Annotated in this window: 37 protein-coding genes; 31 read left to right on the forward strand and 6 right to left on the reverse strand. The window is 41.7% G+C overall.

From position 1 onward, the window contains the following. Positions 1 to 32 precede the first annotated feature (32 nt). The 23 genes from rplP (at position 33) to carA (ending at position 12,680) form a co-directional block, all read left to right on the forward strand. Complete coding sequence (gene rplP / locus RB622_RS08985) at positions 33 to 458, forward strand: 50S ribosomal protein L16 (protein ID WP_308046223.1); 426 nt, start codon at positions 33 to 35, stop codon at positions 456 to 458. 42 nt (positions 459 to 500) lie between these two features. Continuing rightward, complete coding sequence (gene rpmC, locus RB622_RS08990) at positions 501 to 695, forward strand: 50S ribosomal protein L29 (RefSeq protein WP_308046224.1); 195 nt, start codon at positions 501 to 503, stop codon at positions 693 to 695. A gap of 16 nt (positions 696 to 711) precedes the next feature. After that, positions 712 to 975 (forward strand): 30S ribosomal protein S17, encoded by a 264-nt coding sequence (gene rpsQ / locus RB622_RS08995; protein WP_090341174.1) that lies wholly within the window; start codon positions 712 to 714, stop codon positions 973 to 975. Between the two features lie 3 nt (positions 976 to 978). Then, a complete protein-coding gene (gene rplN / locus RB622_RS09000; RefSeq protein WP_090341176.1) occupies positions 979 to 1,347 on the forward strand; it encodes a 50S ribosomal protein L14 in 369 nt (122 codons plus the stop codon). Positions 1,348 to 1,396: 49 nt separating this feature from the next. After that, the gene (gene rplX, locus RB622_RS09005; RefSeq protein WP_254562803.1) at positions 1,397 to 1,738 is read left to right on the forward strand and encodes a 50S ribosomal protein L24; all 342 of its coding nucleotides are present in this window, start codon (positions 1,397 to 1,399) and stop codon (positions 1,736 to 1,738) included. Positions 1,739 to 1,817: 79 nt separating this feature from the next. After that, a complete protein-coding gene (rplE, locus tag RB622_RS09010) occupies positions 1,818 to 2,378 on the forward strand; it encodes a 50S ribosomal protein L5 (RefSeq protein ID WP_254562804.1) in 561 nt (186 codons plus the stop codon). Between the two features lie 27 nt (positions 2,379 to 2,405). Beyond that, positions 2,406 to 2,675: a 30S ribosomal protein S14 gene (rpsN, locus tag RB622_RS09015; RefSeq protein WP_090341179.1), complete on the forward strand. Its 270-nt coding sequence runs from the start codon at positions 2,406 to 2,408 to the stop codon at positions 2,673 to 2,675. 77 nt (positions 2,676 to 2,752) lie between these two features. Beyond that, positions 2,753 to 3,151, forward strand: coding sequence for a 30S ribosomal protein S8 (gene rpsH, locus RB622_RS09020; RefSeq protein ID WP_090341180.1), 399 nt, complete (start codon positions 2,753 to 2,755; stop codon positions 3,149 to 3,151). Positions 3,152 to 3,172: 21 nt separating this feature from the next. Further along, complete coding sequence (gene rplF, locus RB622_RS09025) at positions 3,173 to 3,727, forward strand: 50S ribosomal protein L6 (protein ID WP_308046225.1); 555 nt, start codon at positions 3,173 to 3,175, stop codon at positions 3,725 to 3,727. Positions 3,728 to 3,776: 49 nt separating this feature from the next. Next, on the forward strand, positions 3,777 to 4,130 hold the full coding sequence (rplR, locus tag RB622_RS09030; RefSeq protein ID WP_308046226.1) for a 50S ribosomal protein L18: 354 nt from the start codon (positions 3,777 to 3,779) through the stop codon (positions 4,128 to 4,130). Positions 4,131 to 4,145: 15 nt separating this feature from the next. Next, positions 4,146 to 4,661, forward strand: coding sequence for a 30S ribosomal protein S5 (rpsE, locus tag RB622_RS09035; RefSeq protein ID WP_090341189.1), 516 nt, complete (start codon positions 4,146 to 4,148; stop codon positions 4,659 to 4,661). 35 nt (positions 4,662 to 4,696) lie between these two features. Beyond that, entirely contained in the window at positions 4,697 to 4,876 is a 180-nt protein-coding gene (gene rpmD, locus RB622_RS09040; RefSeq protein WP_308046227.1) for a 50S ribosomal protein L30, read from the forward strand. 14 nt (positions 4,877 to 4,890) lie between these two features. Continuing rightward, a complete protein-coding gene (rplO, locus tag RB622_RS09045; protein WP_308046228.1) occupies positions 4,891 to 5,337 on the forward strand; it encodes a 50S ribosomal protein L15 in 447 nt (148 codons plus the stop codon). Between the two features lie 66 nt (positions 5,338 to 5,403). Then, positions 5,404 to 6,717, forward strand: a complete 1,314-nt coding sequence (gene secY / locus RB622_RS09050) for a preprotein translocase subunit SecY (protein ID WP_308046229.1) — start codon at positions 5,404 to 5,406, stop codon at positions 6,715 to 6,717. Between the two features lie 7 nt (positions 6,718 to 6,724). After that, entirely contained in the window at positions 6,725 to 7,522 is a 798-nt protein-coding gene (map, locus tag RB622_RS09055; RefSeq protein ID WP_308046230.1) for a type I methionyl aminopeptidase, read from the forward strand. 12 nt (positions 7,523 to 7,534) lie between these two features. Next, positions 7,535 to 7,753: a translation initiation factor IF-1 gene (infA, locus tag RB622_RS09060; RefSeq protein ID WP_090341195.1), complete on the forward strand. Its 219-nt coding sequence runs from the start codon at positions 7,535 to 7,537 to the stop codon at positions 7,751 to 7,753. 46 nt (positions 7,754 to 7,799) lie between these two features. Beyond that, positions 7,800 to 7,916, forward strand: coding sequence for a 50S ribosomal protein L36 (gene rpmJ, locus RB622_RS09065; RefSeq protein ID WP_090341197.1), 117 nt, complete (start codon positions 7,800 to 7,802; stop codon positions 7,914 to 7,916). 6 nt (positions 7,917 to 7,922) lie between these two features. Further along, positions 7,923 to 8,300 carry a 30S ribosomal protein S13 gene (gene rpsM, locus RB622_RS09070; protein WP_308046231.1) on the forward strand — a complete coding sequence of 126 codons (378 nt, stop codon included), beginning with the start codon at positions 7,923 to 7,925 and terminating at the stop codon, positions 8,298 to 8,300. 42 nt (positions 8,301 to 8,342) lie between these two features. Beyond that, entirely contained in the window at positions 8,343 to 8,738 is a 396-nt protein-coding gene (gene rpsK, locus RB622_RS09075) for a 30S ribosomal protein S11 (RefSeq protein WP_159469528.1), read from the forward strand. 92 nt (positions 8,739 to 8,830) lie between these two features. Next, positions 8,831 to 9,436, forward strand: coding sequence for a 30S ribosomal protein S4 (gene rpsD, locus RB622_RS09080; protein ID WP_254562810.1), 606 nt, complete (start codon positions 8,831 to 8,833; stop codon positions 9,434 to 9,436). Positions 9,437 to 9,571: 135 nt separating this feature from the next. Further along, the gene (locus RB622_RS09085; RefSeq protein ID WP_090341206.1) at positions 9,572 to 10,561 is read left to right on the forward strand and encodes a DNA-directed RNA polymerase subunit alpha; all 990 of its coding nucleotides are present in this window, start codon (positions 9,572 to 9,574) and stop codon (positions 10,559 to 10,561) included. A gap of 74 nt (positions 10,562 to 10,635) precedes the next feature. Continuing rightward, a complete protein-coding gene (rplQ, locus tag RB622_RS09090; RefSeq protein WP_308046232.1) occupies positions 10,636 to 11,385 on the forward strand; it encodes a 50S ribosomal protein L17 in 750 nt (249 codons plus the stop codon). 191 nt (positions 11,386 to 11,576) lie between these two features. Continuing rightward, positions 11,577 to 12,680: a glutamine-hydrolyzing carbamoyl-phosphate synthase small subunit gene (carA, locus tag RB622_RS09095; RefSeq protein ID WP_308046233.1), complete on the forward strand. Its 1,104-nt coding sequence runs from the start codon at positions 11,577 to 11,579 to the stop codon at positions 12,678 to 12,680. Between the two features lie 68 nt (positions 12,681 to 12,748). On the opposite strand, the gene RB622_RS09100 is transcribed toward carA, so the two are convergent. Then, positions 12,749 to 13,456 carry a thioredoxin domain-containing protein gene (locus RB622_RS09100; protein WP_308046234.1) on the reverse strand — a complete coding sequence of 236 codons (708 nt, stop codon included), beginning with the start codon at positions 13,454 to 13,456 and terminating at the stop codon, positions 12,749 to 12,751. Between the two features lie 128 nt (positions 13,457 to 13,584). On the opposite strand from RB622_RS09100, the gene eno reads away from it, so the two are divergent. From eno to RB622_RS09130, 6 genes are all read left to right on the forward strand, one after another. Next, on the forward strand, positions 13,585 to 14,856 hold the full coding sequence (eno, locus tag RB622_RS09105) for a phosphopyruvate hydratase (protein WP_308046235.1): 1,272 nt from the start codon (positions 13,585 to 13,587) through the stop codon (positions 14,854 to 14,856). Between the two features lie 10 nt (positions 14,857 to 14,866). Then, complete coding sequence (locus RB622_RS09110; RefSeq protein WP_308046236.1) at positions 14,867 to 15,250, forward strand: septum formation initiator family protein; 384 nt, start codon at positions 14,867 to 14,869, stop codon at positions 15,248 to 15,250. A 103-nt stretch (positions 15,251 to 15,353) separates the two neighbouring features. Further along, on the forward strand, positions 15,354 to 15,857 hold the full coding sequence (locus RB622_RS09115) for a low molecular weight protein-tyrosine-phosphatase (protein ID WP_308046237.1): 504 nt from the start codon (positions 15,354 to 15,356) through the stop codon (positions 15,855 to 15,857). 60 nt (positions 15,858 to 15,917) lie between these two features. Further along, entirely contained in the window at positions 15,918 to 17,450 is a 1,533-nt protein-coding gene (gpmI, locus tag RB622_RS09120; RefSeq protein ID WP_308046238.1) for a 2,3-bisphosphoglycerate-independent phosphoglycerate mutase, read from the forward strand. A 198-nt stretch (positions 17,451 to 17,648) separates the two neighbouring features. Beyond that, positions 17,649 to 18,176, forward strand: coding sequence for a hypothetical protein (locus RB622_RS09125; protein ID WP_308046239.1), 528 nt, complete (start codon positions 17,649 to 17,651; stop codon positions 18,174 to 18,176). A 305-nt stretch (positions 18,177 to 18,481) separates the two neighbouring features. Then, positions 18,482 to 19,432: a hypothetical protein gene (locus RB622_RS09130; protein WP_308046240.1), complete on the forward strand. Its 951-nt coding sequence runs from the start codon at positions 18,482 to 18,484 to the stop codon at positions 19,430 to 19,432. A 182-nt stretch (positions 19,433 to 19,614) separates the two neighbouring features. On the opposite strand, the gene RB622_RS09135 is transcribed toward RB622_RS09130, so the two are convergent. The 4 genes from RB622_RS09135 to RB622_RS09150 all read right to left on the reverse strand — a co-directional run bounded on the left by RB622_RS09135 (position 19,615) and on the right by RB622_RS09150 (position 23,236). After that, on the reverse strand, positions 19,615 to 20,505 hold the full coding sequence (locus RB622_RS09135; RefSeq protein ID WP_308046241.1) for a polyphosphate kinase 2 family protein: 891 nt from the start codon (positions 20,503 to 20,505) through the stop codon (positions 19,615 to 19,617). Between the two features lie 79 nt (positions 20,506 to 20,584). After that, positions 20,585 to 21,160, reverse strand: a complete 576-nt coding sequence (rdgB, locus tag RB622_RS09140; RefSeq protein WP_308046242.1) for an RdgB/HAM1 family non-canonical purine NTP pyrophosphatase — start codon at positions 21,158 to 21,160, stop codon at positions 20,585 to 20,587. A gap of 89 nt (positions 21,161 to 21,249) precedes the next feature. Further along, positions 21,250 to 22,155 carry an FKBP-type peptidyl-prolyl cis-trans isomerase gene (locus tag RB622_RS09145; protein WP_308046243.1) on the reverse strand — a complete coding sequence of 302 codons (906 nt, stop codon included), beginning with the start codon at positions 22,153 to 22,155 and terminating at the stop codon, positions 21,250 to 21,252. 46 nt (positions 22,156 to 22,201) lie between these two features. After that, the gene (locus tag RB622_RS09150; protein WP_308046244.1) at positions 22,202 to 23,236 is read right to left on the reverse strand and encodes a bifunctional oligoribonuclease/PAP phosphatase NrnA; all 1,035 of its coding nucleotides are present in this window, start codon (positions 23,234 to 23,236) and stop codon (positions 22,202 to 22,204) included. A gap of 202 nt (positions 23,237 to 23,438) precedes the next feature. On the opposite strand from RB622_RS09150, the gene RB622_RS09155 reads away from it, so the two are divergent. Continuing rightward, positions 23,439 to 23,858, forward strand: a complete 420-nt coding sequence (locus RB622_RS09155; protein WP_308046245.1) for a nucleoside-diphosphate kinase — start codon at positions 23,439 to 23,441, stop codon at positions 23,856 to 23,858. A gap of 68 nt (positions 23,859 to 23,926) precedes the next feature. Here RB622_RS09155 and RB622_RS09160 read toward each other — a convergent pair whose 3' ends face one another. After that, a complete protein-coding gene (locus RB622_RS09160; protein ID WP_308046246.1) occupies positions 23,927 to 24,451 on the reverse strand; it encodes a fasciclin domain-containing protein in 525 nt (174 codons plus the stop codon). Positions 24,452 to 24,545: 94 nt separating this feature from the next. Between RB622_RS09160 and RB622_RS09165 the strand changes: the two genes are divergently transcribed. Further along, positions 24,546 to 25,181, forward strand: coding sequence for a DUF1080 domain-containing protein (locus RB622_RS09165; RefSeq protein WP_308046247.1), 636 nt, complete (start codon positions 24,546 to 24,548; stop codon positions 25,179 to 25,181). The last annotated feature ends 16 nt before the right edge of the window (positions 25,182 to 25,197 follow it).

The following is a 25,197-nucleotide window of genomic DNA, read 5'->3' on the forward strand; positions in this document are numbered from 1 at the left end:
TTTTGTTAAATCGGTTCAAATAGATTAGAATCATGTTACAGCCGAAAAGAACAAAATTTCGCAAGCAACAAAAAAACAAAGGTTCGGAAAAGGGACTAGCCACACGTGGCGCTGAAATCGCTTTCGGATCTTTCGCAATCAAGTCGCTTGAGCCAGGCTGGCTAACAGCACGTCAGATAGAAGCAGCGCGTATTTCAGTTACCCGCGCTATGAAACGTGAAGGCCAGGTGTGGATTCGTGTGTTCCCTGACAAACCTATTACAAAGAAACCTGCAGAGGTTCGTATGGGTAAAGGAAAAGGAGCTCCTGAGTATTGGGTTGCACCAATCAAGCCGGGAACAATCATCTTCGAAGCAACCGGTGTTCCACTGGAAACAGCTAGCGAAGCATTGCGTCTGGCTGCACAAAAGCTGCCAGTAAAAACAAAGTTCGTGGTACGTCGGGATTATCAAGAATAGACCAACCCCGAACGTATCTAAGAACGCTAATTATTAAAAGCAATGACTAGTAAAGAAATAAAGGACCTGTCGCAGGATCAGCTGAAAGAACAGATCGCACAAGAAAGAGAGCGCTTACTACGATTGAAATTCGCGCACGCTATTTCACCGATCGAAAACCCTTTGCGTATTCGCGCCTCGCGTAAGGAAATTGCAAAACTATTGACCGAACTGTCGGCTAAATCTAACCAACAGTAAATCAGTTTAAGAAATTATGGAGGCAACAGAAAGAAATTTACGGAAAGAAAGAGTCGGTAAAGTAGTGAGCAACAAAATGGAGAAATCCTGTGTGATCACTGTTGAGCGTAAAGTTAAGCACGAGAAATATGGTAAGTTTATGACTAAAACTACCAAATTGATGGTGCACGACGAGAATAACCAGGTTGGTATCGGTGATACGATCAAAGTTATGGAAACACGTCCGCTTAGTAAGAATAAGCGTTGGAGATTAATTGAAATCCTTGAAAAAGCTAAGTAACAAATGGTACAGCAAGAATCAAGACTGTCGGTAGCAGACAACAGTGGAGCGAAGGAAGTACTCGTAATACGTGTACTTGGCGGAACTGGCAAACGCTATGCTTCAGTAGGCGATAAGATCGTCGTAACAGTAAAATCTGCTCTTTCTTCGAGCAGCATGAAAAAAGGAACGGTTTCAAAAGCCGTGGTTGTACGGACTAAAAAGGAAGTACGCCGCAAGGATGGTACATACATTCGCTTTGAAGATAATGCAGCCGTTTTACTTAACAACAACGACGAACCACGTGGCTCACGTATCTTCGGTCCAGTAGCGCGAGAATTGCGTGAAAAACAATTTATGAAGATTGTTTCCCTGGCACCGGAAGTGTTGTAAGAAATAAAGACAAAAGTATTTCTTTAGAACCGATAAGAGAATACCTCAAATGGAAAGCAAAAATAAAAACCTACCCGCTAAGTTGCACATACGCAAAGGAGATACTGTTAAGGTAATTTCTGGTAATGCGAAAGGTGAAACAGGGGTTATTAAAAGTGTGCTTATTGAGAAATCAAGAGCAACTGTGGAAGGTGTTAATTTGATTACGAAACACGTAAAACCAAATGCACAGAACCCACAGGGAAGCATCGAAAAACGTGAAGGCGCTATTCATATCAGCAACCTGATGGTTATCGATCCTAAGACTGGCGAAGCGACCCGTACAGGCCGTAAAGCAAACGATAAAGGAAAGTTACAGCGGTTCTCTAAAAAATCAGGAGACTTTATTTAAGTCTTCTGGTTTCAGGACCATCTGTTAGTTTTATATACGAAGCGCGTGGGTCGGTAATCCACATAATTAACTCAGAAAAATGGCACAGCCAAGATTAAAAGAAAAGTACGTTGGTGAAGTAGTTTCCCAACTGAAAGAAAAGTTCGAGTACAAGTCAGTAATGCAAGTACCTCGCTTGACAAAAATTGTGATCAACAAAGGTATCGGCGCAGCCGTATCTGACAAGAAATTGGTTGATACAGGCGTTGAAGAGCTTGGATTGATTACAGGACAGAAAGCAATTGCTACCATTTCTAAAAAGGCGGTTTCCAACTTTAAGTTGCGTGAAAACATGCCGATTGGTGCAAAAGTTACACTACGCGGAGATCGTATGTACGAATTCCTTGACCGTTTGACTTCTATCGCGATGCCTCGTGTACGTGATTTTAAAGGAATCAGCGACAAAGGTTTCGACGGTCGTGGAAATTATACTTTTGGTGTGAAGGAACAAATCATCTTCCCTGAAATCTCTATCGAAAAGGTAAACAAGATTACAGGTATGGATATCACATTTGTTACCTCAACAAATTCTGACGAAGAAAGTTATGAATTGTTGAAAGCACTGGGTATGCCTTTCACAAATGCGAACAATAAAGGATAATTCTTAAGATTAAGATATTTACCGACAATGGCAAAAGAATCAGTAAAAGCACGGGAAAGAAAAAGACAAGCATTGGTAGCGCGTTACGCTGAAAAGCGCAAAACGTTAAAAGCTGCTGAGGATTGGGTTGGCCTAGATAAATTACCCCGTAACTCATCGCCTGTACGTCTGCACAATCGTTGCAAAATCACAGGAAGACCTCGTGGATATATGCGCAAATTCGGAATCTCAAGAGTTCTGTTCCGGGAAATGGCCTCAGATGGTAAAATTCCGGGTGTTACAAAATCAAGTTGGTAGGAATACTTTCAATTCTGATTTCAATTACTTAACTTTGCACTCCCGTTTTAAGGGAGTGTTTAAACTAGGCATAAAAAATGTTAACGGATCCCATAGCAGATTATCTGACGAGACTCAGAAACGCCATCAAAGCGAAGCACAGGGTTGTTGAGATACCTGCATCCAACATAAAAAAAGAAATAACGAAGGTACTTTTTGATAAAGGGTATATCCAGAGTTATAAATTTGACGAAGTCGGCCCACAGGGTGTGATCAAGATAGCCTTGAAATACAACCCTGTTACGAAACAAAATGCAATTGTAAAATTGCAGCGCGTTAGTAAGCCTGGGTTACGCAAGTACTCCGGGACATCTACACTCCCTCGCGTTTTGGGTGGTCTTGGAACTGTAATTATCTCTACATCGAAAGGTGTTATGACAGATAAGGAAGCCAAAACACTGAATGTAGGTGGAGAGGTGTTATGTTTCGTGTACTAATATTTTAAAGTTATTCAGGAAATGTCACGAATAGGAAATAAATTAATCACTATACCAGCAGGAGTAACGGTCTCAGTATCGGACGACAACCTGGTATCAGTTAAAGGTCCAAAAGGAACACTTACGCAAGCTGTTGACTCCGATATCGCAATTGAGATCGAAGGAAGCGAGCTGAAAGTAGTGCGCCCTAGCGAACAAAAACGCCACAAGGCTTTGCACGGATTGTACCGCTCCCTAATTAACAACATGGTAATTGGTGTTGAGACAGGTTACAAGAAGGAAATGGAAATCATCGGTGTTGGTTATAAAGCCAGTGCCGTTGGTAATGTTTTGGAATTGCAATTGGGTTATTCGCATAATATCTTTATGTCGATCCCTGGCGAGTTGAAACTTACAACCACTTCCGAAAAGGGTCAGAATCCAAAAGTAATTTTGGAAGGAATTGACAAGGAATTGATAGGTTCTGTTGCTGCTAAAATTAAGTCTCTACGTAAAGTAGAACCTTATAAAGGTAAGGGTATTCGTTTTGTGGGTGAGATCGTTCGCCGCAAAGCTGGTAAGTCTGCTAAGAAATAGTGCGTAGCCACAGGATGATTTTGTTAACTAAGTTTAGATAAGATTTAAAATGGCTACCTCAAAAGTAGATAGAAGACAACGCCTTAAATATCACATTCGTAAGAAAGTGAAAGGTAGTGCTGAACGTCCCCGTCTTTCGGTTTTCCGTTCAAACACTAGCATCTATGCTCAAATCATTGATGATATTCAAGGAGTAACCCTGGTAAGTGCTTCGACACTTGACCTTGGTGATAGAAAAGAAAATTCTAACGTAGAGGCAGCTCTGCTTGTTGGAAAGAAGATTGCCGAAAAGGCGCAGGCGGCAGGTATTCTAGCGGTAGTATTTGACCGTAACGGATATTTGTACCATGGTAAAGTTAAAGCATTGGCCGAAGGAGCTCGCGAGGGTGGCCTGAAATTCTAAGAATAAGCAAAGACTATGTCTACAAATACAAAACCTTCAAAGGTTAACGAATCGGATCTGAAAGAACGCGTAGTAGCGATCAATCGGGTTGCAAAAGTAGTAAAAGGCGGTCGTCGTTTTAGTTTCTCTGCCATCGTGGTTGTGGGTGACGGAAAAGGTGTGGTAGGTCATGGACTAGGTAAGGCAAATGAAGTAACAGATGCTATCGCCAAAGGAATTGATGATGCTAAGAAGAATTTGATTCAGATTCCAATGTTGAAAAACACTGTTCCTCATGCGATGGAAGGTAAATTCAGCGGCGGGTTTGTTTTGATCAAACCAGCAGCTCCTGGTACAGGAGTACTTGCAGGTGGTCCTATGCGTGCCGTTCTTGAAAGTGCTGGTATCAAAGACGTCCTTGCGAAGTCAAAAGGTTCTTCGAACCCGCACAACGTTATTAAAGCGACAATTGACGCTCTTCTGAAAATGAGAGCTCCTCATCAGGTTGCTTTCCAACGTGGAGTTAAATTGGACAAAGTATTCAACGGATAATCCTTTAGGGGATTATCCTTTATCTGAGAGTAATTATGTCAAGAGTACGTATTACACAAATTAAAAGTGTTATCGATCGTCCGGAAAGACAAAAGTTAACGATCCAGGCTTTAGGCTTGGGTAAGATTAACCGTTCGGTTGAGCAGGAAAATACCGACGCCATTGCGGGTATGATCCGTAAGGTAAGTCACTTAGTTTTAGTTGAAGAAATCTAATAAATACTAAAAGTATGAATCTTAGTTCATTAAAACCGGCAGCTGGATCCGTTAAAGTCGGAAAACGTGTCGGACGTGGTCAGGGATCCGGTTTAGGCGGAACTTCTGCACGTGGACATAAAGGAGCCCAGTCTCGTTCTGGTTATAGCCGTAAGGTAGGTTTTGAAGGTGGTCAGATGCCCCTTCAACGTCGTTTGCCTAAATTCGGTTTTAACAACATTAACAGAGTGGAGTACAAAGCATTGAATCTTGATGCGATACAGGCTCTTGTTGAAAAAACGAATGCTACTGTTATTACACTTGAGCTGATCCGTGAAAACGGACTTTGCGCGAAAAAAGACCTTGTTAAGATCCTTAACCGCGGCGAAATTAAAGCTGCTGTTGAAGTTCAGGCGAATGGTTTTTCTTCCTCTGCAATTGAGGCAATTGAGAAAGCAGGTGGTAAAGCCGTTAAATTGTAACCTTGTTGGTTCAGTTCTAAACCGTGTATGTTTGATTATCGAAACAGATAATGTAAGCCCCATAACATGAAACGATTTTTTGAGACGATAAAACATATATTTTCGATTGAGGAGTTGAGAACTAGAATTCTCAACACTCTTTTGTTTATAACAATATTCCGTTTAGGGTCTTATGTAGCTTTGCCTGGTGTAGAACCGGATCAGATGAATTTTTCATCACAGGGTTTATTAGGTCTTCTTGATACCTTCTTAGGTGGAGCTTTTAGTAAAGCCTCCATCTTTGCTTTGGGTATCATGCCTTACATTTCTGCTTCCATTGCGATTCAACTTCTGACTATGGCCTTGCCGTATTTCCAGAAGATGCAAAAAGAAGGAGAATCCGGGCGCAAGAAGTTAAATCAGATTACTAGGGTCCTTACGATTGTTGTTACATTAGTTCAGGGAACAGCTTATTTGAATACCACTGTTCCTGACGAAGCTTTATTGGTTTCACGGAGCTTGTTTTCTATATCGTCTGTATTTGTTCTGGCAGCCGGAACCATGTTCTGCATGTGGTTGGGAGAGCGTATTACGGATAAAGGTGTAGGGAACGGTATCTCGATGTTGATTATGATTGGTATTGTTTCCCGTTTCCCGGGTGCGATACTTAAAGAATTTTCTTCAAGAGGAAGTGGGGGAATCTTGCTTTTCGTTTTAGAAATTGTAGCCTTGTATTTTGTAATTATGGGCGCTGTTATGTTGACACAGGCAGTACGTCGTATTCCGATACAGTATGCAAAACAGGTAGTTGGTAACCGCGTTATGGGTGGCCAGCGTCAATACCTGCCGTTGAAACTGAACGCAGCGGGTGTAATGCCGATCATTTTCGCTCAGGCGTTGATGTTCATACCTTCGCTGGGTGCGTCGTATTTTGCAGAAAAGAGTGACTTTGCGAGCAATGTTGCTACCATTTTTGCAAACTATACGACCTGGCAATATAATTTGTTGTTTGCTTTCCTTATCATCGTTTTCACATTCTTCTACACTGCAATCTCGGTTAACCCGCAGCAAATTGCAGATGATATGAAAAGAGGAGGCGGTTTTATCCCGGGTGTTAAACCTGGTCAGCAAACTTCGGAATATATCAGTTCTGTCTTAGACCGTATTACTTTCCCGGGCGCAATTATGCTTGCCATTGTTGCTACGCTGCCAGCGTTTGCAAGTCTTGCAGGTGTATCGACCGACTTTGCTCACTTCTTCGGAGGAACATCGTTACTGATTATGGTCGGTGTTGTTCTGGATACATTGCAGCAAGTTGAAAGTTACCTTTTGATGCGCAGATATGAAGGTCTTATGAAATCGGGACGTGTAAAAGGTAGGACTGAAAGTGTTGCTATCTGATTTGTAAATGATCTATTTGAAAACAGAGGAGGAAATAAACCTCATCAAGCAAAGTGCCCAGGTTTTGGGTAAGGCACATGCCGAAGTTGCCCAATGGGTAAAACCAGGTATCACCACCAAAAAGCTTGACATCATTGCTGAGGATTATATCAGAAGCTACGGAGGTATCCCCTCGTTTAAAGGCTTTAATAATTTCCCTGCTTCTCTTTGCATGTCTGTAAATGAAGTTGTAGTACACGGAATTCCCGGCAACTACGAACTGAAAGACGGAGACATTGTTTCAATTGATTGTGGTGTTAAGCTAAACGGATTTCACAGCGACAGTGCTTACACTTACCCTGTGGGTGAAGTATCAAAGGAAGTAATGGATCTTTTAACTGCTACCAAGAAGTCTCTTTATAAAGGCATCGAGCAGGCGGTTGACGGATTTAGAATAGGTGATATCGGTTACGCGGTACAGCATTATTGTGAAGAAAGAGGTTACACCGTGGTGCGGGAACTTGTAGGTCATGGGGTTGGAAGAGAACTACATGAAAGCCCTGAGGTTCCTAATTACGGAAAACGAGGTAAAGGTTTGCGGTTGAAAGAAGGGATGGTTTTGGCTATTGAACCGATGATTAACTTAGGCACTAAGTCTGTCATGCAGGAAAAAGATGGTTGGACGATCAGGACAACAGACCGCAAGTATTCAGCTCACTTTGAACACACTGTTGTGGTACGTAAAGGAAAAGCCGAAATTCTTACTACTTTTGATTATATAGAACAAGTCACGGCGAATACCAGCCTAATGGTTGAAGTAAAGTAATAAAAGCTACGAATGGCAAAACAAGCATCAATTGAACAAGACGGAGTAATTTTAGAAGCGCTCTCTAATGCAATGTTTCGTGTAGTATTGGAAAATAAGCACGAGGTTATCGCACACATTTCAGGTAAAATGAGGATGCACTATATTAAAATTTTACCTGGAGACCGTGTAAAGCTTGAAATGTCTCCATACGACTTATCGAAAGCTAGAATTGTATATCGATACAAATAAGCTAAGAGTTTGAATAGATTGGTTTAGGAAATAACTAATAAGTAAGATGAAAGTTAAAGCATCAGTTAAAAAACGCAGTGTAGACTGCAAAGTCATACGCCGGAAGGGTAAGGTTTATGTAATTAATAAGAAGAACCCACGGTATAAACAAAGACAAGGTTAATAAATTATGGCACGTATTTCAGGAGTTGATATCCCCGACCGTAAAAGAGGCGAAATTGCCTTAACTTACATTTTTGGAATTGGTCGCAGTACTGCGAAGAAAATTCTGGGCAAAGCAGGTGTGGATCTGGATAAAAAGGTACTTGACTGGACAGATGAAGAGTCAGGGGCTATTCGTTCTGTGATTGCAGGCGAATATAAAGTTGAGGGAGCACTAAAGTCGGAGGTTCAATTGAGTATCAAACGCTTAATGGATATTGCTTGTTACCGTGGCCTTCGTCATCGTAAAGGATTGCCATTGCGCGGACAGAGAACCAAGAATAACTCTCGTACTCGTAAGGGTAAACGCAAGACAATCGCGAACAAGAAAAAGGCTACTAAATAAACAATGAGTGTGGTGTAACAGCCACATCTTATTCCATAAGCAATGGCACAAAATAAAAGAAAAGACAAGGCAAAAAAGAGAGTGGTTGTAGTAGAGTCGGTGGGTCAGGTACACATCAGAGCTTCTTTCAACAACATCATCATCTCGATTACTAACAGCAATGGACAGGTGATCTCATGGGCTTCGGCTGGTAAAATGGGATTCCGTGGTTCTAAGAAAAACACGCCTTACGCAGCTCAGACTGCGGCACAAAACTGTGCTCAGGTAGCGTTTGACCTTGGAATGCGTAAAGCTGAAATTTTTGTTAAAGGACCTGGTTCAGGTCGTGAGTCGGCAATTCGTACGATTCAAAATGCAGGAATTGAAGTAACCACAATCCGTGATATTACTCCACTTCCGCACAACGGATGTCGTCCTCCGAAAAGAAGAAGAGTTTAGTTTATTTTTTATATCAATGATTCCTTCATTCGTAATTTGGACACTGGGGTTACAGAATGGTTATCATTAACTTTACAAACAATTAGTATCAAATGGCTCGTTACACAGGTCCCAAATCCAAGATTGCAAGACGCTACGGAGAACCTATCTTAGGCCCAAGTAAGGCACTTGCAAAGAAGAATTACCCTCCCGGAGTACACGGAAAGGGTCGTCGTTCCAAAAAATCGGAATACGCTTTACAATTGATGGAAAAGCAAAAGGTTAAGTTTATCTACGGTATTCTTGAAAGACAGTTTCGTAATTTATTCGAAAAAGCGTCTGTAAAAGAAGGTCTTACCGGTGAAAACTTACTTCGTTTCTGCGAAGCCCGTCTTGATAACACTGTTTATCGTTTAGGTATTGCTCCTACAAGACGTGCAGCGCGTCAGTTGGTTTCTCACAAACACATCCTTGTTGACGGAGAACTGGTTAATATTCCTTCGTATTCTTTGCGTCCTGGACAAGTAGTTACAGTACGTGAAAAATCTAAATCTCTTGAAGCTGTTACGGATAGCTTGGCTGGCCACAGTTCTAAAGGTTTTAACTGGTTGGAATGGAATGGACAGGAGCTTTCAGGTAAGTTTGTAACTTTCCCTGACCGCGAACAAATTCCAGAAAATATCAACGAGCAACTTATCGTTGAGTTGTACTCGAAATAATAATAATCTTCAAAATTTATGAGCACGCTTCATCTATGGAGCGTGCTTGTAGCCGAAAAACGGCAATATTTGCGATCGCAAAGGTAACGGTAGCGTGATCAACTATCATTTACTACTATAAAAGGAGCAAGGACTATGTCAATATTAGCTTTCCAAATGCCTGATAAGGTCGTCATGGAAAAAGCAGACGACTTTCACGGGTTGTTTGAGTTTAAGCCTTTAGAGAAAGGGTATGGCGTAACAATCGGTAATGCGTTACGCAGGATTCTACTTTCATCTTTGGAAGGCTATGCCATCACGAGCGTGAAGTTCCCTGGGGTGCTTCATGAATTTTCGTCCATTGAAGGTATTGTTGAGGATGTAACAGAAATCATCCTGAATCTTAAAATGGTTCGATTTAAAAAAGTATCGGATTTAAACGAAAGCAGAATTGTTGTTAACCTTAAAAATGTTTCGGTGATTACTGCCGGTGACATCAGCAAGTTTACCAGCGCTTTCGAAGTTTTAAATCCTGATCAAGTAATTTGTCATATTGACGACAACAAGGAGTTCGAAATGGAACTTTTGTTGGATAAAGGAAGAGGATACGTTCCTGCGGATGAGCCAAGAGCAAATGAATTGCCTTTCGGATACATCGCAATGGACTCGATCTACACGCCGATCAAAAATGTGAAATACAGCGTTGAAAATACGCGTGTTGAACAACGTACCGATTACGAACGCCTTTTGATAGATATTCAGACTGACGGGTCAATCCACCCTGAAGACGCACTGAAAGGAGCTGCGAATATCTTGATTCAACACTTTATGCTATTCTCTGATCAAACAATGACGTTTGAGAAACAGAAAGCTGAAGAAGATAATCAGGTTGATGAGGAAATGTTGCGTATGAGGAAATTGCTTAAAACTTCATTGTCTGAATTGGATCTTTCAGTTCGTGCATACAACTGTTTGAAATCAGCTGACGTGAAATCTTTGGGTGATCTAGTAAGACTTGAGATTTCGGACATGATGAAGTTCCGTAACTTCGGTAAAAAATCTCTAACAGAGTTGGAGCAACTTGTTGCTGACAAACAACTCGTATTTGGAATGGATGTTGCCAAATATCGTTTGGACGAAGAATAAAATAAATTCCATAATAAGTCTGTATTCTGTAGCGCGTAGCAGTGCGCAGCTCGAAGCAACTAAACAAAAACAAAATGAGACACGGAAGAAAAGTAAATCACCTGGGAAGAACGCATTCACACAGAAAAGCAATGCTTTCGAATATGGCTTCCTCGTTGATTCTTCACAAAAGAATTGAAACAACGCTTGCAAAAGCGAAAGAACTTAAAAAGTTTGTTGAGCCTTTGTTGACTCGTGCCAAAGAAGATACTACACACAATCGTCGTATTGCTTTTGGTTACCTGAACGACAAAGAATCAGTAAAAGAACTTTTTGGAACTGTTTCAGACAAAATCGCTAATCGTCCAGGTGGTTATACACGTATCATCAAATTGGGAAACCGTTTGGGTGATGCTGCTGAGGTAGCTTTAATGGAACTTGTAGATTTCAACGACGCATTACTTCTTGCTAACGCAGATAAGCCTGTGAAAACACGTCGTAGCCGTCGTGGTGGTAAAAAGGAAGGATCGGAAGAAACTGTTAAGCCTGTAGCAGCTGCTGCAAGCAAAGAGGCTCCGGTTGCTGAAGGTGATGATCTTGCTAAAGTTGAAGGTATCGGCCCGAAAATTGCTGATGTGCTTAACGCAGCCGGAATCACAACTTTCGCTCTTTTGGCATCTTCTACGGCAGAAGCTATCCGCGAAATCCTTGATAACGCTGGTAACCAATATGCAATTCATAACCCGGAAACATGGCCTGCACAAGCACAACTTGCTGCTGACGGTAAATGGGATGAATTAAAGACTTTGCAAGATGAATTAATCGGAGGTCGCGACAGTGAATAAGATTACGTTCATATTGTATTAAGTTTATTGAAAAAGGGTTGAACGTTTTCGTTTAACCCTTTTTTATGACTGAAATTATATAATTTTGCAGTGCGAAATTATTAAACATAAAAGATGCCTATTTCTCACCCTTAAATTTGAACTGGTTTAACTGTGAGAATGTTACAAATAGCAAATCGATTTAACCATATATGAATCAAAAAAAAGAGGCTTTATTACTGTTGGAAGACGGAACAGCATATAGAGGGTTAGCTTTGGGGATAGACGGCACAACCGGTGGCGAGATCTGCTTTAACACCGGAATGACGGGGTATCAGGAAATTTATACTGACCCTTCCTATTTTGGACAAATCATAGTGAACACCAATTCCCACATTGGAAATTACGGTGTTCAGCTGGAAGACGAGGAAGAATCGAGTTCGGTTAAGATCAGAGGGATGGTGTGTAACACTTTCTCGACAATTTACTCACGCGACACGGCGGATTTCTCTTTGCAGGAGTATTTCGAAAGAGCGAAGATCGTTGGGGTAAGCAATGTGGATACAAGACACATTGTGCGCCACGTACGTGAAAAGGGCGTAATGAATGCCATCATATCATCTCAGATTCTGGATGAAAAAGAGTTGATGGACGAGTTGCATAAAATACCTTCCATGGACGGTCTGGAATTATCTTCTCAGGTAACGACGGAAAATCCATACTTTATAGGTGCTGAAACCGAAAGTAAGTGGAGAATTGCGGTCATGGATTACGGGATCAAGAAGAGCATTTTGAATAACCTTACGCAACGCGGATGTTATTGCAAGGTGTTCCCTGCTAAAACTTCTTTCAAAGAAGTGATGGACTGGAACCCGGATGGATTCTTTATCTCAAACGGTCCTGGAGACCCGTCGGCGATGGCTTATGCTGTGGAAACAGTAAGCGAAATGGTGAAAACAGGTAAGCCGTTGTTCGGTATCTGTCTGGGGCACCAGTTGCTGGCTTTGTCAAGCGGCATCAACACCTACAAAATGCACCACGGACACCGCGGTTTGAACCACCCGGTTAAAAACCTGATCACAGGTATGTGCGAGGTGACTTCACAAAATCACGGTTTCGCAGTGAATCCGGATGAAATTGAGAACCATCCTGATGTGGAAATTACCCATGTGAACCTGAATGACAAAACGATTGAAGGAATTCGTCGTAAGGATTATCCTGCTTTCTCGGTACAATATCACCCGGAAGCGTCACCTGGTCCGCACGATTCACGGTATCTGTTCGATGATTTTACGAAGCTGTTAGCGGAAGTATAAACCGGATATATAGACAACAAAAAATCCCTCAGAATTTAATTTCTGAGGGATTTTTTGTTTCAGGCGTTTTAAAGATGCTGCTCGATCAGTTTCCTGAATTCGGCTTCTTCCATCAGGCCATTTTTGCGCAGTATCAGCTTGCCATTTTTGTAGAAAAGAAACGCGGGGATTTCATCAATGCCAAGCTCCTTTGCAAGGGCTTTATTCTGATCGTAATGGATCGTTTCAATTTTCGCTTTGGACTTATACTCTTCGGCCAGTTTATGCACGGTTGGCAGCATTTTGATACATGGTGCGCACCAGGGCGCGTAAAAGTCAACCATCACCAATTGCTCCGAACTGATCAGTTTCTTAAAAACTGCGCTGCTCATTCCTTTATTGGCGGCGGAGGCGTCCTTCGGCGCATCGATCAATTTGCCGGTGGATGTCCATTTTAAATAACCACCCTGCATGTCATAAACGTTGGTAAAACCTTTCTCATGCAAAACTTTGGCCGCTGCCGCACTTCTGCCGCCCGCAAGGCAGTAAACAAAAACTGGTTTATTTTTATCCAGTTTTTCTACCTGTTCTTGGAACGCGGCATTTTTGTAATCGATATTTTCGGCTTTTTCCAAATGTCCCTGTTTATATTCTTCCGGCGTTCTTACATCTAATAATTGCGCTTGTTTGGTTGCATTCAGCTTGTTTTGGAAGTCATTGGTGGATAACTGAGTCTGAGCCAGCCCCGCAGAAGCGGTTAGCAATATGCTTAGAAATGATATGAGAATACTTTTCATGTTTTTAAATTTAATTCTATGATAATGTAAATTTACTTTAAAATAGATTGTCGACTCACGTATGACATTTTTTTTGTGTTATTTTGTACCGTTAATATATCCATTTCAAATCAAACCCAAAGCTGCAAATGAGTACGATTCAGTCAGTACATGCAAGACAAATTCTGGATTCAAGAGGAAACCCTACAGTAGAAGTAGATATTCGTACCGAAAATGGTTATTTAGGACGCGCTGCGGTGCCTTCTGGTGCATCAACCGGTAAGCACGAAGCCGTTGAGCTTCGCGATGACGACAAAAATGTATATGTTGGAAAAGGAGTTTTGAAAGCTGTTGAAAATGTAAATGAGATCATTTTCCCTGAATTGATCGGCGCTTCTGTTTTCGAACAAAACCTGATTGATAAAATAATGCTTGAATTGGATGGTACGCCAAACAAAAGCAAGCTTGGCGCTAACGCGATCCTTGGTGTTTCTTTAGCGCTTGCTAAAGCGGCTGCGCAGGAAGCCGGTCTTCCATTGTATCGTTACATCGGCGGTGTGAATGCAAACACACTTCCTGTTCCAATGATGAACATTCTGAACGGTGGTAGCCATGCAGATAATTCAATCGATTTCCAGGAGTTTATGATCCTTCCTGCGAAGGCGGATACTTTCTCTGAGTCGCTTCGTATGGGTGTTGAAGTATTCCATACTTTGAAAACCGTATTGAAAAGCAAAGGATACTCTACGAATGTTGGTGACGAAGGTGGATTTGCACCAAACATTAAATCAAACGAAGAAGCGATTGAAATCGTTATTCAGGCGATTGAAAAAGCAGGTTACAAACCAGGTGAAGATATCTTCATTGCGATGGATGCAGCTGTTTCTGAATTCTACGAAGATGGTTTCTATCACTTCAAAAAATCAGACGGACGTAAATTGACTTCTCCTGAAATGGCTGACTACTGGACTCAGTGGGTTGCTAAATACCCTATTATCTCTATCGAAGACGGTATGGACGAAGATGACTGGGCAGGTTGGAAAACACTTACGGAATCAGTTGGTAAAAAATGTCAATTGGTAGGTGACGATTTATTCGTTACAAACGTAACACGTTTGCAGCAGGGAATCGAGTCTCAGATCGCTAACGCTGTTTTGGTTAAAGTAAACCAAATCGGTTCATTGACTGAAACAATCGATACCGTTAATCTTGCTAAGAGAAACAGCTATAAAACCATCATGTCTCACCGTTCTGGCGAAACTGAGGATTCTACCATTGCTGACCTTGCCGTAGCGTTGAACACAGGACAGATCAAAACTGGTTCTGCTTCACGTTCTGACCGTATGGCGAAATACAACCAACTTCTTCGTATCGAAGAAGAATTGGGCGAAAGCGCATACTTCCCAGGATTGAAATTCTAATTTTAGTATAATGAAACCGGAGCTTATGGCTCCGGTTTTCTGTTTTCCCAGCATGACCGATTTAAAGAACAAATCTTACTGGCTTCTGCAATCCATGCGACAATTCTATACGGCAACTTTTGTGGTATGGCTGGTGTGGATTTTGTTTTTGGATAACAATAACCTCAAAGTAGTTTTGTCCAACCGTGTCAAAATGAAAGAGCTTGAAAAACAAAAAAGCATACTCGAAGACAAAATAAAAAAGGTAGTGCGCGAGCGTAACGAAGTTTTTGGAAATCCCAAAATGCTTGAAAAATGGGCTCGTGAAGAATATTATATGCGAAAGCCACATGAGGATGTTTATGTCATTGTGGATGAAAACAATCAACCCATCGAAAGCCGGAAGGAGGAATAGGAAATAAAGCGCCGGTAACAGATCGGACCATTTCCTTATAACAGAGCAAACAGACTCTCCGGCAATCCTGTTCACTCTAAAACTGTTTACTTACCACTGCACTTTGATTAACGTACTCTTTATTTGCTTGGGAAATATTTGCCGTTCCCCGATTGCAGAAGGTGTTTTTAAAGATCTTGTCAAACAAAAAGGGCTTGATCACCTGATTCAATGCGACTCGGCGGGCACGGGAGCTTATCACATTGGAAGTTTGCCCGATAAACGTATGCGAAAAGTGGCTTCGGCAAACGGCCTTACCCTGACGCATCAGGCCAGACAGCTTTCCTTCGAAGATTTTATCAATTTCAATTACATTGTGGCTATGGATGAGTCTAATTTCGAAAATATTCGAAAGGAGAGCTTTCGCGCCCATGGATTTTATTTGCCCGAAGATCAGTTATATTTATACAGGATGTTCGATCCTGAAAGAGGGGACGCGGTTATTGTTCCCGATCCTTATTATGAAGAACTTTCGGCCTTCGACGATGTCTACGGAATTGTGAAACGAAGCGGAACTGCATTTCTGGATTTTTTAATTGAAAAACACAGTCTGGCGTCAAACGGATAACCTTTGTTTACCGCCGGATTTTTGAAATATATACAGTAGCATTTTTAAACAAATACGAAATTGGGAAAAAAAGTAATCCTTATCATCATGGACGGCTGGGGAATTGCCAAAGCCGGAGAAGAAAATCGTTCAGCTATTTTGGCTGCGCGTACGCCATTTTATGACAGTATCTTAACGAAATACCCGCATAGTAAACTGGAAGCAAGCGGTCTTGCGGTAGGTTTGCCAGACGGACAAATGGGTAATTCCGAAGTGGGGCATACCAACCTGGGCGCTGGCCGTGTCGTGTATCAGGATCTTGTAAAAATTAATCTTGCGGTTTCTTCCGGAACTCTGGCCAACGAGCCGGTATTGGCAGATGCCCTTACTTTTGCGAAGGAAAATAATAAGAAGGTACACTTTATCGGTCTTGTATCCGATGGCGGCGTGCATTCGCATATCGATCACGTAAAAGGTTTGTGTAAAATTGCGGCTGATAAAGGTTTGAGCAATGTTTTTGTGCATGCTTTTACGGACGGTCGTGACACGGATCCTAAAAGTGGCCTCGGTTTCCTTACCGAGCTTGAAGAAACAATGGCTGCGTCAACCGGGCAGATTGCCAGCGTAACCGGCCGTTATTATGCAATGGACCGTGATAAGCGCTGGGAGCGTGTAAAACTGGCTTATGACGCCATGGTGCTTGGCGAAGGCAAACATGTTAAGGCAGGTGGTATTTTGGCCGCTGTGGAGGAATCTTACGAAGCAGGTGTGACGGACGAATTTATTCTGCCAATCATTGCGGTAAAAGAAGACGGTTCGCCGGTGGCAGTTATCGAAGAAGATGACGTAGTCGTTTGTTTCAATTTCCGTACAGACCGTGGCCGCGAGATCACCGAAGCACTTACGCAGCAGGATTTCCACGAGCAGAATATGCACAAACTGAATCTGCGTTACATCACGATGACAAACTATGACGATACCTTCACGGGCGTATCGGTCATTTTTGATAAGGATAACCTGAACAATACTTTGGGAGAAGTATTGGAGGCAGCGGGTAAAAAACAAATCCGTATTGCTGAAACGGAAAAATATCCGCACGTTACATTTTTCTTCTCAGGTGGCCGTGAAAAACCATTTGAAGGTGAAAGCCGTTTGTTAAGTCCGTCTCCGAAAGTAGCGACGTATGACCTTCAGCCTGAAATGTCTGCATTCGGACTTCGTGATTTGATTGTGCCTGAACTGATCAAGGAAGAGGTTGATTTCGTGTGTCTGAACTTTGCCAACGCGGATATGGTTGGTCACACAGGTGTTTTTGAAGCGGCGGTAAAGGCTTGTGAAACGGTGGATCAATGTGTACAGGCTGTTGTAACAACCGGTCTGGAACATGGTTATACGTCGATCATCATTGCTGACCACGGTAATTCGGATTACATGGCCAACGACGACGGATCACCTAATACGGCCCATTCGCTCAATTTGGTACCCTGTATTTTGGTTGATAATGATTATCAAAAAACAATCAAAAACGGGAAACTGGCCGATATGGCACCAACAATTCTGGATTTGATGGGTGTTGCCAAACCGGCAGAAATGACTGGCGAAAGCATTCTGTAAACTATACAAGTATAAAAGGTGTTATTTTTGTCAGAGAGTCTGGATCAGGCTCTCTGATTTTTTGTACGGGTCTTTCCCGTGGATTTTCACCATTGTGCTGGCTACTTAAAAAATATGAATACCGGATTTTTAGATCTTACGATTCAACGTTCTTGCAATCAGTTTATTAAATGCCTGTCGATAATAAGTTTCTTATTTTTGACAGGTTGCGATCAGCCAAAAGACAAACCGGCTGACAAAAAAAGTTACTATGACGTTAAAGGATTTATCGAAACGCAGATCGCTTTTTTATCGGAACAAAAACCGACGGTAAGCAAACAAATGGGCGTGGCCGGTAAAAAAGAGGAAAGGTCGACCAAGAATGTTGACTGGAAAAAAGAACTGGAATTATTTGTTCAGTCGGACATCAACAAGCCGGCGTACAGTAAAAGTTATGTCGTGGAAAAACCGGACTCCCTTACGGTGATCTATACATTGAAAGCGACGGAAAATCTGCCTGTCCGCTATTTGAAAATACAACGGGATAAAGTATCGGGAAATCCTGTATCCATTCAGGCGCAGCTTCGGTCGGAGAATAAGTTGTACAGTTCCGAAAAGAATATCGAGATGCATTGTGCCAGCCATTCGAATCAGTGGCGCCTGATGTCTTATTCGATAAAAGGATATCAGAAACTTGCCATGATGGACCAGAAGGATTTTAATATCAATGCACAGGTAAGTTACTAGGCGGATATTATTCCATATTGTCCTATTTTACCCTAATTTGTGTATGCCGTACCCAGAAATTTAAGGGGTTTATGGTAAGTATAAAACTGGTAAAAAAAACATTATTATTATAATTTATTTTATTAAATATGCTTAAAAACGCTGTAATGGCGTTTTTTTTGTTTTGTAGAATTAGGTTTTACGTGGCTGCGAGATTTTTGAAGATGCTCAAAAAGTTGGGGAATGATATTGGTAATAAAGGGTTCAGAGTTTAACTGAAATCTAAATAAATCAAACATTACACAATTAAAATAAACCTATTCTCAATGCAACCAGAACAGAAAAACAAGCAGACAATAGCGTGGGCAATGGTAGTTGTCCTTGGGCTAGCAACGGCCATGTTTGGCTATCTATTCACTACGCAGAAAAGTGAATTGACACAGCAGGAATCATTGGTGGTGGAAAAAGCCAGAGAATTGGCATTAACCAAAACAAAACTTGATTCAATTTCGACAGTACTTGATGCGAAAATTGCAGAGATCGAAAAACTAGGCGGAGATGTTTCGGAACTTACCAAAGTTAAAGAGCAACTTGAAAAGGATAAGCTCGCATTCCGTAGAAGCAACAAGGTTGAAACAAACAAATACCTTGGCAAAATTAAGGAGTACGAAAAGTTCCTTGCTGAAAAAGATGAGGTTATCGCTCAGTTAAGATTAGAAAATGAACATCTGGTAGCATCAAATGATTCACTAAGCACACACGTAGGAACGTTGACAAACGAGCGTCAGAGACTCGTCCAACGCCAGGCTGAACTTACTGATTCCGTTGTAACTTTTACTGCTGCCAACAAAGAACTATCTGCAAAAGTTAGTCAGGCAGCTGCCCTTAAAGCGCAAAACATCAAAGTTTTGACGGTGAATTCAAGAGGCAAAGTGAAGGATAAAGAAGAGTATAAAGCAAAACGTGTTGATAAACTGAAATTGGTTTTCAACCTACCTGAAAACGCACTTACTGCACAGGAATCGAAAGATATCTACGTGAGAGTTTTGGATCCACAGGGAGCCGTGGTAGCAGACGATGCTACTGGTTCAGGAGAATTTGAAGTTGACGGTGCGCCATCGAAATTCACAACACGTGAATCAGTAGCATACCAGAACAACAACCAGAAAGTGGAAATGTTGTATGACAACACATCTCAGTTCCGTCCTGGTAAATACAGCGTTGAACTTTATTCAGAAGGTTATAAAATCGGTGGAACAAACTTCACGATTAAGTAATAACGCTGACAGTGTTTTAGCTTGACAAAAAAATGGAGTCTGACAATTGTCAGACTCCATTTTTGCTTTATAAGTAGTAGTGAAAAATTAGTTTATATTATTGATTTTTATAATAAGCTATTAATCATCCGGTTACTGAGCTAACCGCATATAGCTAATTACCAACAGCTACTTACAATTACTTATTTCGTATTCTGATCTTTGATAATCTGGATAAACCGCTGCAATTCTGCGGCCCTTTCCGGACTCACTTCCGGATAATTCATATCCATTTTTTTTAGCTCCTCGACAATAATTTCACCAACAATCAGGCGGGTATTCTTTTTATCATCGGCAGGAATGACAAACCAGGGTGATTTTTTGGTGGCTGTTTCATTGATCGCATCCTGATAAGCCTGCTGGTATTCATCCCATTTGTCTCTTACCTTAACGTCCTGTTCTTCAAATTTCCAGTTTTTATTCGGGTCTTCGATGCGTTCAATCAATCGTTCGGCCTGTTCCTCCTTTGAAACATTTAGAAAGAATTTGATCACCCGGATGCCGTTGCGGTAGAGGTATTTTTCGAGGTTTTTTATATCCGAATAACGCTGGTCCCAGACCTTATCAAGATCTTCCGTTAACTCGGTGGGCAGTCGCTGCGAACCTGTTAATATTGCCGGATCCACTTTCACGACCAATACTTCTTCGTAATAACTACGGTTAAAAATGGTAATGGTCCCGCGTTGAGGAAGTACGTTATTGGTTCTCCAAAGAAAATCATGACCAAGCTCGGTATCAGTAGGGCGTTTAAACGAATGAATTTTTAAGCCTACCGGATTTACACCCGAGAGCACGTGTTTGATCGTTCCGTCTTTTCCGGCCGCGTCCATAGCCTGGAAAATAATCAGAAGCCCGTAGCGGTTATGCGCGTACATTTTGCTTTGCAGTTCGTCCAGTTGCTGTACAAAATCAGCGAGCATGGATTCGTATTCCTCTTTGTTGTCATAAATATCTTGGAAGCGGGTGCTGGCTTTTTTGATATCAAACTTTTCAGTCCCGTCTACACGGAATGCACCGGATTTGAAATTGGACATATGCCTGGATTTAGCTTATGGAATGAATAGGTAATAAGATTCTCAATTTACGATTTTTACCGTCCAGGCCAAGTTTTTCCTACAAGCTGATCAGATACTGTTTCAATTTTTCAAAAGCTCTGCCTCTGTGACTTAGTTCGCTTTTCTCTTGCATGGTCATTTCGGCAAAAGTGCGGTCGTGGCCTTCCGGAATAAAAACGGGGTTGTAACCGAAGCCATGGCTGCCACGTTTTTCCATTGAAATTTTCCCTTCAATGGCTCCTTCAAACTGACGGTACTCACCATCCAGGACCAAAGTGATCACACAAATAAACCGCGCCGCCAGGTTTTCATGGCCTTTCAGATTTTCCAAAAGCAGATCCATGTTATCATCAGCATCCCGCTGAGGCCCGGCATAATACGCAGAATGTACGCCCGGAGCTCCGTTTAACGTATCAACTTCAAGACCGGAATCATCGGCGAAGCAATTGATGCCATAGTTTTTCCAGATGTATTCGGCTTTTTCGAAAGAGTTTTCCGGTATCGTGTCGTGTGTTTCCGGGATCTCTTCTTCACAGCCAATTTCACGCAATGTAGTCAGGGAAAAAGAATCGCCTAGTAAATCCTGAATCTCTTCCAGTTTATGGGTGTTGTTCGTTGCAAAACAGAGTTTCATCGTTTGAGTTGCTTTATTTTAAAATGCTGTTTAACAAAAAACGGCCACATCAGAAGAAGCAGCCGTTTTTTAATTTTATTACTTATGTATTATTTGGCTGGTGCCGGAGCTGGGTGTGCTGCTGGAGCCGCACCTTTTGTAAAGTCAACCAGTTCAACATCGAACAACAATACAGAGTTACCTGGAATTGCACCTGGAGAACCGTCAACACCGTAAGCCAATCCTGATGGAATGATAAGTGTACGTTTGCCACCTTTTTTCATCAGCATGATACCTTCTTCCCAACCTGGAATAACCATACCCACACCAACCTGGAAGTCGATCGGTTTGCCTGCATTTTTAGAACTGTCAAATACTTTTCCGTCCAAAAGTTTACCCGTGTAGTGTACTTTCACGTTGTCGCCCTGTGTAGGATTTGCGCCCGTTCCAACCACTTCATCCACATAATACAATCCGGAAGCCGTATGTTGCGCTTTGTCTTTCAGGTTATTTTTTGCAAGATAATCCTGGATTGTTTTTTCGTCAACTGACTTTTGTTTTCCGGCAGATTCAGTTTGCTGTTTCTGGAATTCTTCAGAAGTAAGAACGCTCAAAACTTTAACTGTAAAAGTAATTTCTGAACCTTTTTTGATCATTGGAGGCAGTGGCTGCATCATTTTTGCAAATAAGGTATCTGCATTGATGAAGAATTTCGCGCTGTCACCTGATGAAAGCATCGCCAAACCTTCTTCGAAACTTCCTTTGAAAGGAGGCGCCTGAAGAACCAGTTTAACAGGGTTTTTGTCTTTGTAACTATCTTTTAAAACTGAATCAGCGCCATTTTTTAGAACCAGATGAAATGACATGATATCACCAAGTTTCGCTTTGCGAGCGTCATCATCGTGCTCAAAAATCTGGTATTTAAGACCGTTTTCATTAACCTTTGTCTTATACTTGTCGCAGGCTGATGCGAGGATAGTTATGCCTAGTACATAACCTAGTGATTTAAGATTCATTGGATTGTATTAATTAAAAAATATTTATGTGAATGTTATATTTGTATTAGTCAACCTTTAAAAGTTCTTCTTTGTATTTTGGAAGGATGGATAAAAACAGATCAACAGTTTCATTGATCGAAAGCTCCGTTCTTCCTCCTGACGCATTTTTGTGTCCTCCGCCACTAAAATAAGTGCTCGAAACATCACGCACCGAAAACGCGCCAACTGAGCGGAAAGATATTTTTATCTCCCCTTTTCTTTCAATAAACAGGGCGGACATGACCACATTTTCCACCTGCAATCCGTAATTGACAATTCCCTCCGTTTCCCCGGCACTGGAATTGAACCGGATCAGTTCGGTCTCCGTAAGCACCATGTAAGCGGTCCGGTATTCGGGAAGCACCGTTAATTTCTGGGACAATACATAACCCAGGAACTGAAGGCGCGACAGCGGCGAATTGTCATAAATCAGCCTGTGCACTCTGCTGGAATCAAATCCGGTCAGCATCAGATCTGCCACGGCCAGGTGTACGGCCGGTGTTACATTGCCGTGCCTGAAGGAACCCGTATCGGTCATGATGCCCGCATAAAGACATTCGGCCATCGGAATATCAAAGATATCCGTGGAGGGAACGTCTCCTTCCATTTCTTTTATTAACGCATAAACCAGCTGCGCCGTTGCCGCAGCGGCCGTGTCCCAGATCATCCATTTCGCAAAATGTTCAGGTTCCAGATGATGATCAATCATTAATTTAGGAGCCTTGGCATTCTGAACTACTTTTCCGAGATCTTTTAAACGGGACAGTGCAGAGAAATCCAGACAGCAAATTAAGGTCGCTTCTTCGATTTTTCTTTTTGCCTTTCCGCTTTCACCAGTTTTCTCATACACCATCACTTCGCTCACGCCGGGTAGCCAGCAAAGGTTTGCGGCATAGTCGGTTGGACTGATTACGGTGACGGTATGACCTTTTTTGGATAAATAACTTGCCCACCCAAGCGAAGAACCAAGCGCATCCGCGTCTGGATCTCTATGCATCGTGATGATGATTTTTTGAGGAGTAGATAGAAAAGCAACAAGCTCTTCAATGGTTTGATTCACAGTTATTTAATTCAAAAAGAAAACTTGGACCCTGCATTTTGATCACAAAATTAACAAAACTGTTGGGATTTGTTTAATGTTGAGTACTAAAGGCTTATTCTCAACCCAATCTTTTTATGCTTAAATGACGTTCCTGACAGAATTGCTGGCTATGTAAAATGAAAATTGTAGTTTTGCAGCCAAATAAATTATAGCAAACTGTATGTCAACTAATAAGACCTTCACGATGATCAAACCTGACGCCGTATTAGACGGAAACGCAGGTTCTATTATCAAAATGATTGAGGCAGCCGGATTCCGTGTTGTGGCCCTTAAGAAAACACAATTAACTCCTGAGCGTGCGGGAGAGTTTTATGCAGTACATAAAGAAAGACCTTTCTATAACGATTTATGTGCCTACATGTCATCAGGTCCTATTGTCCCGATGATCCTTGAAAAGGAAAATGCAGTAGCAGATTTCCGCACGCTGATCGGGGCGACAAACCCTGCCAATGCGGACGAAGGAACAATTCGTAAATTGTTTGCCAAATCGATCGAAGCAAACGCGATCCACGGTTCTGACTCAGACGAAAACGCTGAAATTGAAGGAAACTTCTTTTTCGCACACACGGAGCAGTTCTAATCTGGAAACTGTTTCTATAAAAAAGGCCTAATGTCAGCGACATTAGGCCTTTTTTATAGAAAATAACTTTACTTAACTTTTACCAGAACCTTGTCAACGACCTGGATGATGCCATTGTTCGCATTGACATTTTTAGTGATTATTCTTCCTTCTGAATTGAGCAGGAGGGTCGTGTCCGTTTTGGACGCCTTTGCAACCTTGATGGTATCGCCTTTTATATAGCCAAGAAAATTGCCTTCTTTAAGATCACCATATTTGATGGTTCCCTTTAAGGTGTGTTTTAACACGAAAGCTCTTGCCGCTGTTGTATCCAACGCATTTACCATGGCACTGGTGATCTTGGAATTTTTAAATGCAGCGTCATCGGGAGCGAATAGGGTAATGTTTTCAGTTCTGAAAGCATCACTCAGCCCATTGGCTACAATAATTTCTTTCAGGATCGAAAACTGGCTGTTCGTCATAATAACGTCCGTAATGGTTTTCGGTTTTACAACGTCCTTGTCATCTTCCTTGCAGGAGGTTATTACGGTGCCTAATAATAGAACCGACAAAAAAATTGCCGTATAACGCCCTATAAAGTTGATTTTTTTCATAGCTTCGAATCGGTTTAATTTTTGTAAAACTAATTGAAATTGTAGTTTGATGAATTTTATAACCAAATTTTTTTAATTCTAAACCCAATATAACATGTTAAAGTTTAAATTTTTAGCCGCGTGCTGTGCGGTCATTTTGTTTACAAGTTCCGCCTTTCTGGTCATTAAAGAGGATGGAACTATAACTAAAAAGAAGCCGGTAAAATTGTTTAACGGTAAAGATTTGACCGGCTGGAAAATCAACGGTACTGAAAAATGGTATGCTGAAAAAGGAGAGTTGATCTGTGAAAGCGGCCCGGACAAGGAGTATGGCTATCTGACTACGGATAAATTTTACAAGAATTTTGATCTTTCTTTAAAGTTTAAGCAGGAAGCAAACGGAAACAGCGGTGTGTTTTTCAGATCGACGGTTGACGGCACAAAAGTTTCTGGCTGGCAGGTAGAAGTGGCGCCGCCAAACCATGACACCGGTGGTGTTTACGAATCTTATGGCCGCGAGTGGCTGGTGAAAATCCCGGACGAAAAGGAAGGTTTCCTGAAAATGGGTGAGTGGAATACGTTAAGAATCCGCGTGGTTGGGCCAAAAGTTCAAACCTGGTTAAACGGTAATGCCATGGTAGATTTTGATGATGCTAAAATTGGCGCAGCAAACGGATCGATTGCATTGCAGATTCACTCGGGCGGAGGCATTAAAGTACGCTGGAAGGACATCGTTCTTGAAGAAATGTAGGACTTTGATTTTTTAT

The organism is Dyadobacter sp. LHD-138 (assembly GCF_030929615.1).
Lineage (GTDB): Bacteria > Bacteroidota > Bacteroidia > Cytophagales > Spirosomataceae > Dyadobacter.

Excerpts from the sequence above, each read along its gene's own strand:
- carA (WP_308046233.1), top strand. The coding sequence starts at position 11,577 with ATGAATCAAAAAAAAGAGGCTTTATTACTGTTGGAAGACGGAACAGCA.
- rplP (WP_308046223.1), top strand. The coding sequence starts at position 33 with ATGTTACAGCCGAAAAGAACAAAATTTCGCAAGCAACAAAAAAACAAA.
- rplN (WP_090341176.1), top strand. The coding sequence starts at position 979 with ATGGTACAGCAAGAATCAAGACTGTCGGTAGCAGACAACAGTGGAGCG.
- rplX (WP_254562803.1), top strand. The coding sequence starts at position 1,397 with ATGGAAAGCAAAAATAAAAACCTACCCGCTAAGTTGCACATACGCAAA.
- rplR (WP_308046226.1), top strand. The coding sequence starts at position 3,777 with ATGGCTACCTCAAAAGTAGATAGAAGACAACGCCTTAAATATCACATT.
- rdgB (WP_308046242.1), bottom strand. The coding sequence starts at position 21,160 with ATGAAACTCTGTTTTGCAACGAACAACACCCATAAACTGGAAGAGATT.
- rpsQ (WP_090341174.1), top strand. The coding sequence starts at position 712 with ATGGAGGCAACAGAAAGAAATTTACGGAAAGAAAGAGTCGGTAAAGTA.
- rpsN (WP_090341179.1), top strand. The coding sequence starts at position 2,406 with ATGGCAAAAGAATCAGTAAAAGCACGGGAAAGAAAAAGACAAGCATTG.
- RB622_RS09130 (WP_308046240.1), top strand. The coding sequence starts at position 18,482 with ATGCAACCAGAACAGAAAAACAAGCAGACAATAGCGTGGGCAATGGTA.
- rpsM (WP_308046231.1), top strand. The coding sequence starts at position 7,923 with ATGGCACGTATTTCAGGAGTTGATATCCCCGACCGTAAAAGAGGCGAA.
- RB622_RS09110 (WP_308046236.1), top strand. The coding sequence starts at position 14,867 with ATGAAACCGGAGCTTATGGCTCCGGTTTTCTGTTTTCCCAGCATGACC.
- secY (WP_308046229.1), top strand. The coding sequence starts at position 5,404 with ATGAAACGATTTTTTGAGACGATAAAACATATATTTTCGATTGAGGAG.
- rpmC (WP_308046224.1), top strand. The coding sequence starts at position 501 with ATGACTAGTAAAGAAATAAAGGACCTGTCGCAGGATCAGCTGAAAGAA.
- RB622_RS09085 (WP_090341206.1), top strand. The coding sequence starts at position 9,572 with ATGTCAATATTAGCTTTCCAAATGCCTGATAAGGTCGTCATGGAAAAA.
- rplE (WP_254562804.1), top strand. The coding sequence starts at position 1,818 with ATGGCACAGCCAAGATTAAAAGAAAAGTACGTTGGTGAAGTAGTTTCC.
- infA (WP_090341195.1), top strand. The coding sequence starts at position 7,535 with ATGGCAAAACAAGCATCAATTGAACAAGACGGAGTAATTTTAGAAGCG.
- rpmJ (WP_090341197.1), top strand. The coding sequence starts at position 7,800 with ATGAAAGTTAAAGCATCAGTTAAAAAACGCAGTGTAGACTGCAAAGTC.
- rpsK (WP_159469528.1), top strand. The coding sequence starts at position 8,343 with ATGGCACAAAATAAAAGAAAAGACAAGGCAAAAAAGAGAGTGGTTGTA.
- rplO (WP_308046228.1), top strand. The coding sequence starts at position 4,891 with ATGAATCTTAGTTCATTAAAACCGGCAGCTGGATCCGTTAAAGTCGGA.
- rpsH (WP_090341180.1), top strand. The coding sequence starts at position 2,753 with ATGTTAACGGATCCCATAGCAGATTATCTGACGAGACTCAGAAACGCC.
- RB622_RS09155 (WP_308046245.1), top strand. The coding sequence starts at position 23,439 with ATGTCAACTAATAAGACCTTCACGATGATCAAACCTGACGCCGTATTA.
- RB622_RS09135 (WP_308046241.1), bottom strand. The coding sequence starts at position 20,505 with ATGTCCAATTTCAAATCCGGTGCATTCCGTGTAGACGGGACTGAAAAG.
- rpmD (WP_308046227.1), top strand. The coding sequence starts at position 4,697 with ATGTCAAGAGTACGTATTACACAAATTAAAAGTGTTATCGATCGTCCG.
- RB622_RS09160 (WP_308046246.1), bottom strand. The coding sequence starts at position 24,451 with ATGAAAAAAATCAACTTTATAGGGCGTTATACGGCAATTTTTTTGTCG.
- RB622_RS09145 (WP_308046243.1), bottom strand. The coding sequence starts at position 22,155 with ATGAATCTTAAATCACTAGGTTATGTACTAGGCATAACTATCCTCGCA.
- RB622_RS09165 (WP_308046247.1), top strand. The coding sequence starts at position 24,546 with ATGTTAAAGTTTAAATTTTTAGCCGCGTGCTGTGCGGTCATTTTGTTT.
- rpsE (WP_090341189.1), top strand. The coding sequence starts at position 4,146 with ATGTCTACAAATACAAAACCTTCAAAGGTTAACGAATCGGATCTGAAA.
- rpsD (WP_254562810.1), top strand. The coding sequence starts at position 8,831 with ATGGCTCGTTACACAGGTCCCAAATCCAAGATTGCAAGACGCTACGGA.
- rplF (WP_308046225.1), top strand. The coding sequence starts at position 3,173 with ATGTCACGAATAGGAAATAAATTAATCACTATACCAGCAGGAGTAACG.
- map (WP_308046230.1), top strand. The coding sequence starts at position 6,725 with ATGATCTATTTGAAAACAGAGGAGGAAATAAACCTCATCAAGCAAAGT.
- rplQ (WP_308046232.1), top strand. The coding sequence starts at position 10,636 with ATGAGACACGGAAGAAAAGTAAATCACCTGGGAAGAACGCATTCACAC.
- RB622_RS09100 (WP_308046234.1), bottom strand. The coding sequence starts at position 13,456 with ATGAAAAGTATTCTCATATCATTTCTAAGCATATTGCTAACCGCTTCT.
- eno (WP_308046235.1), top strand. The coding sequence starts at position 13,585 with ATGAGTACGATTCAGTCAGTACATGCAAGACAAATTCTGGATTCAAGA.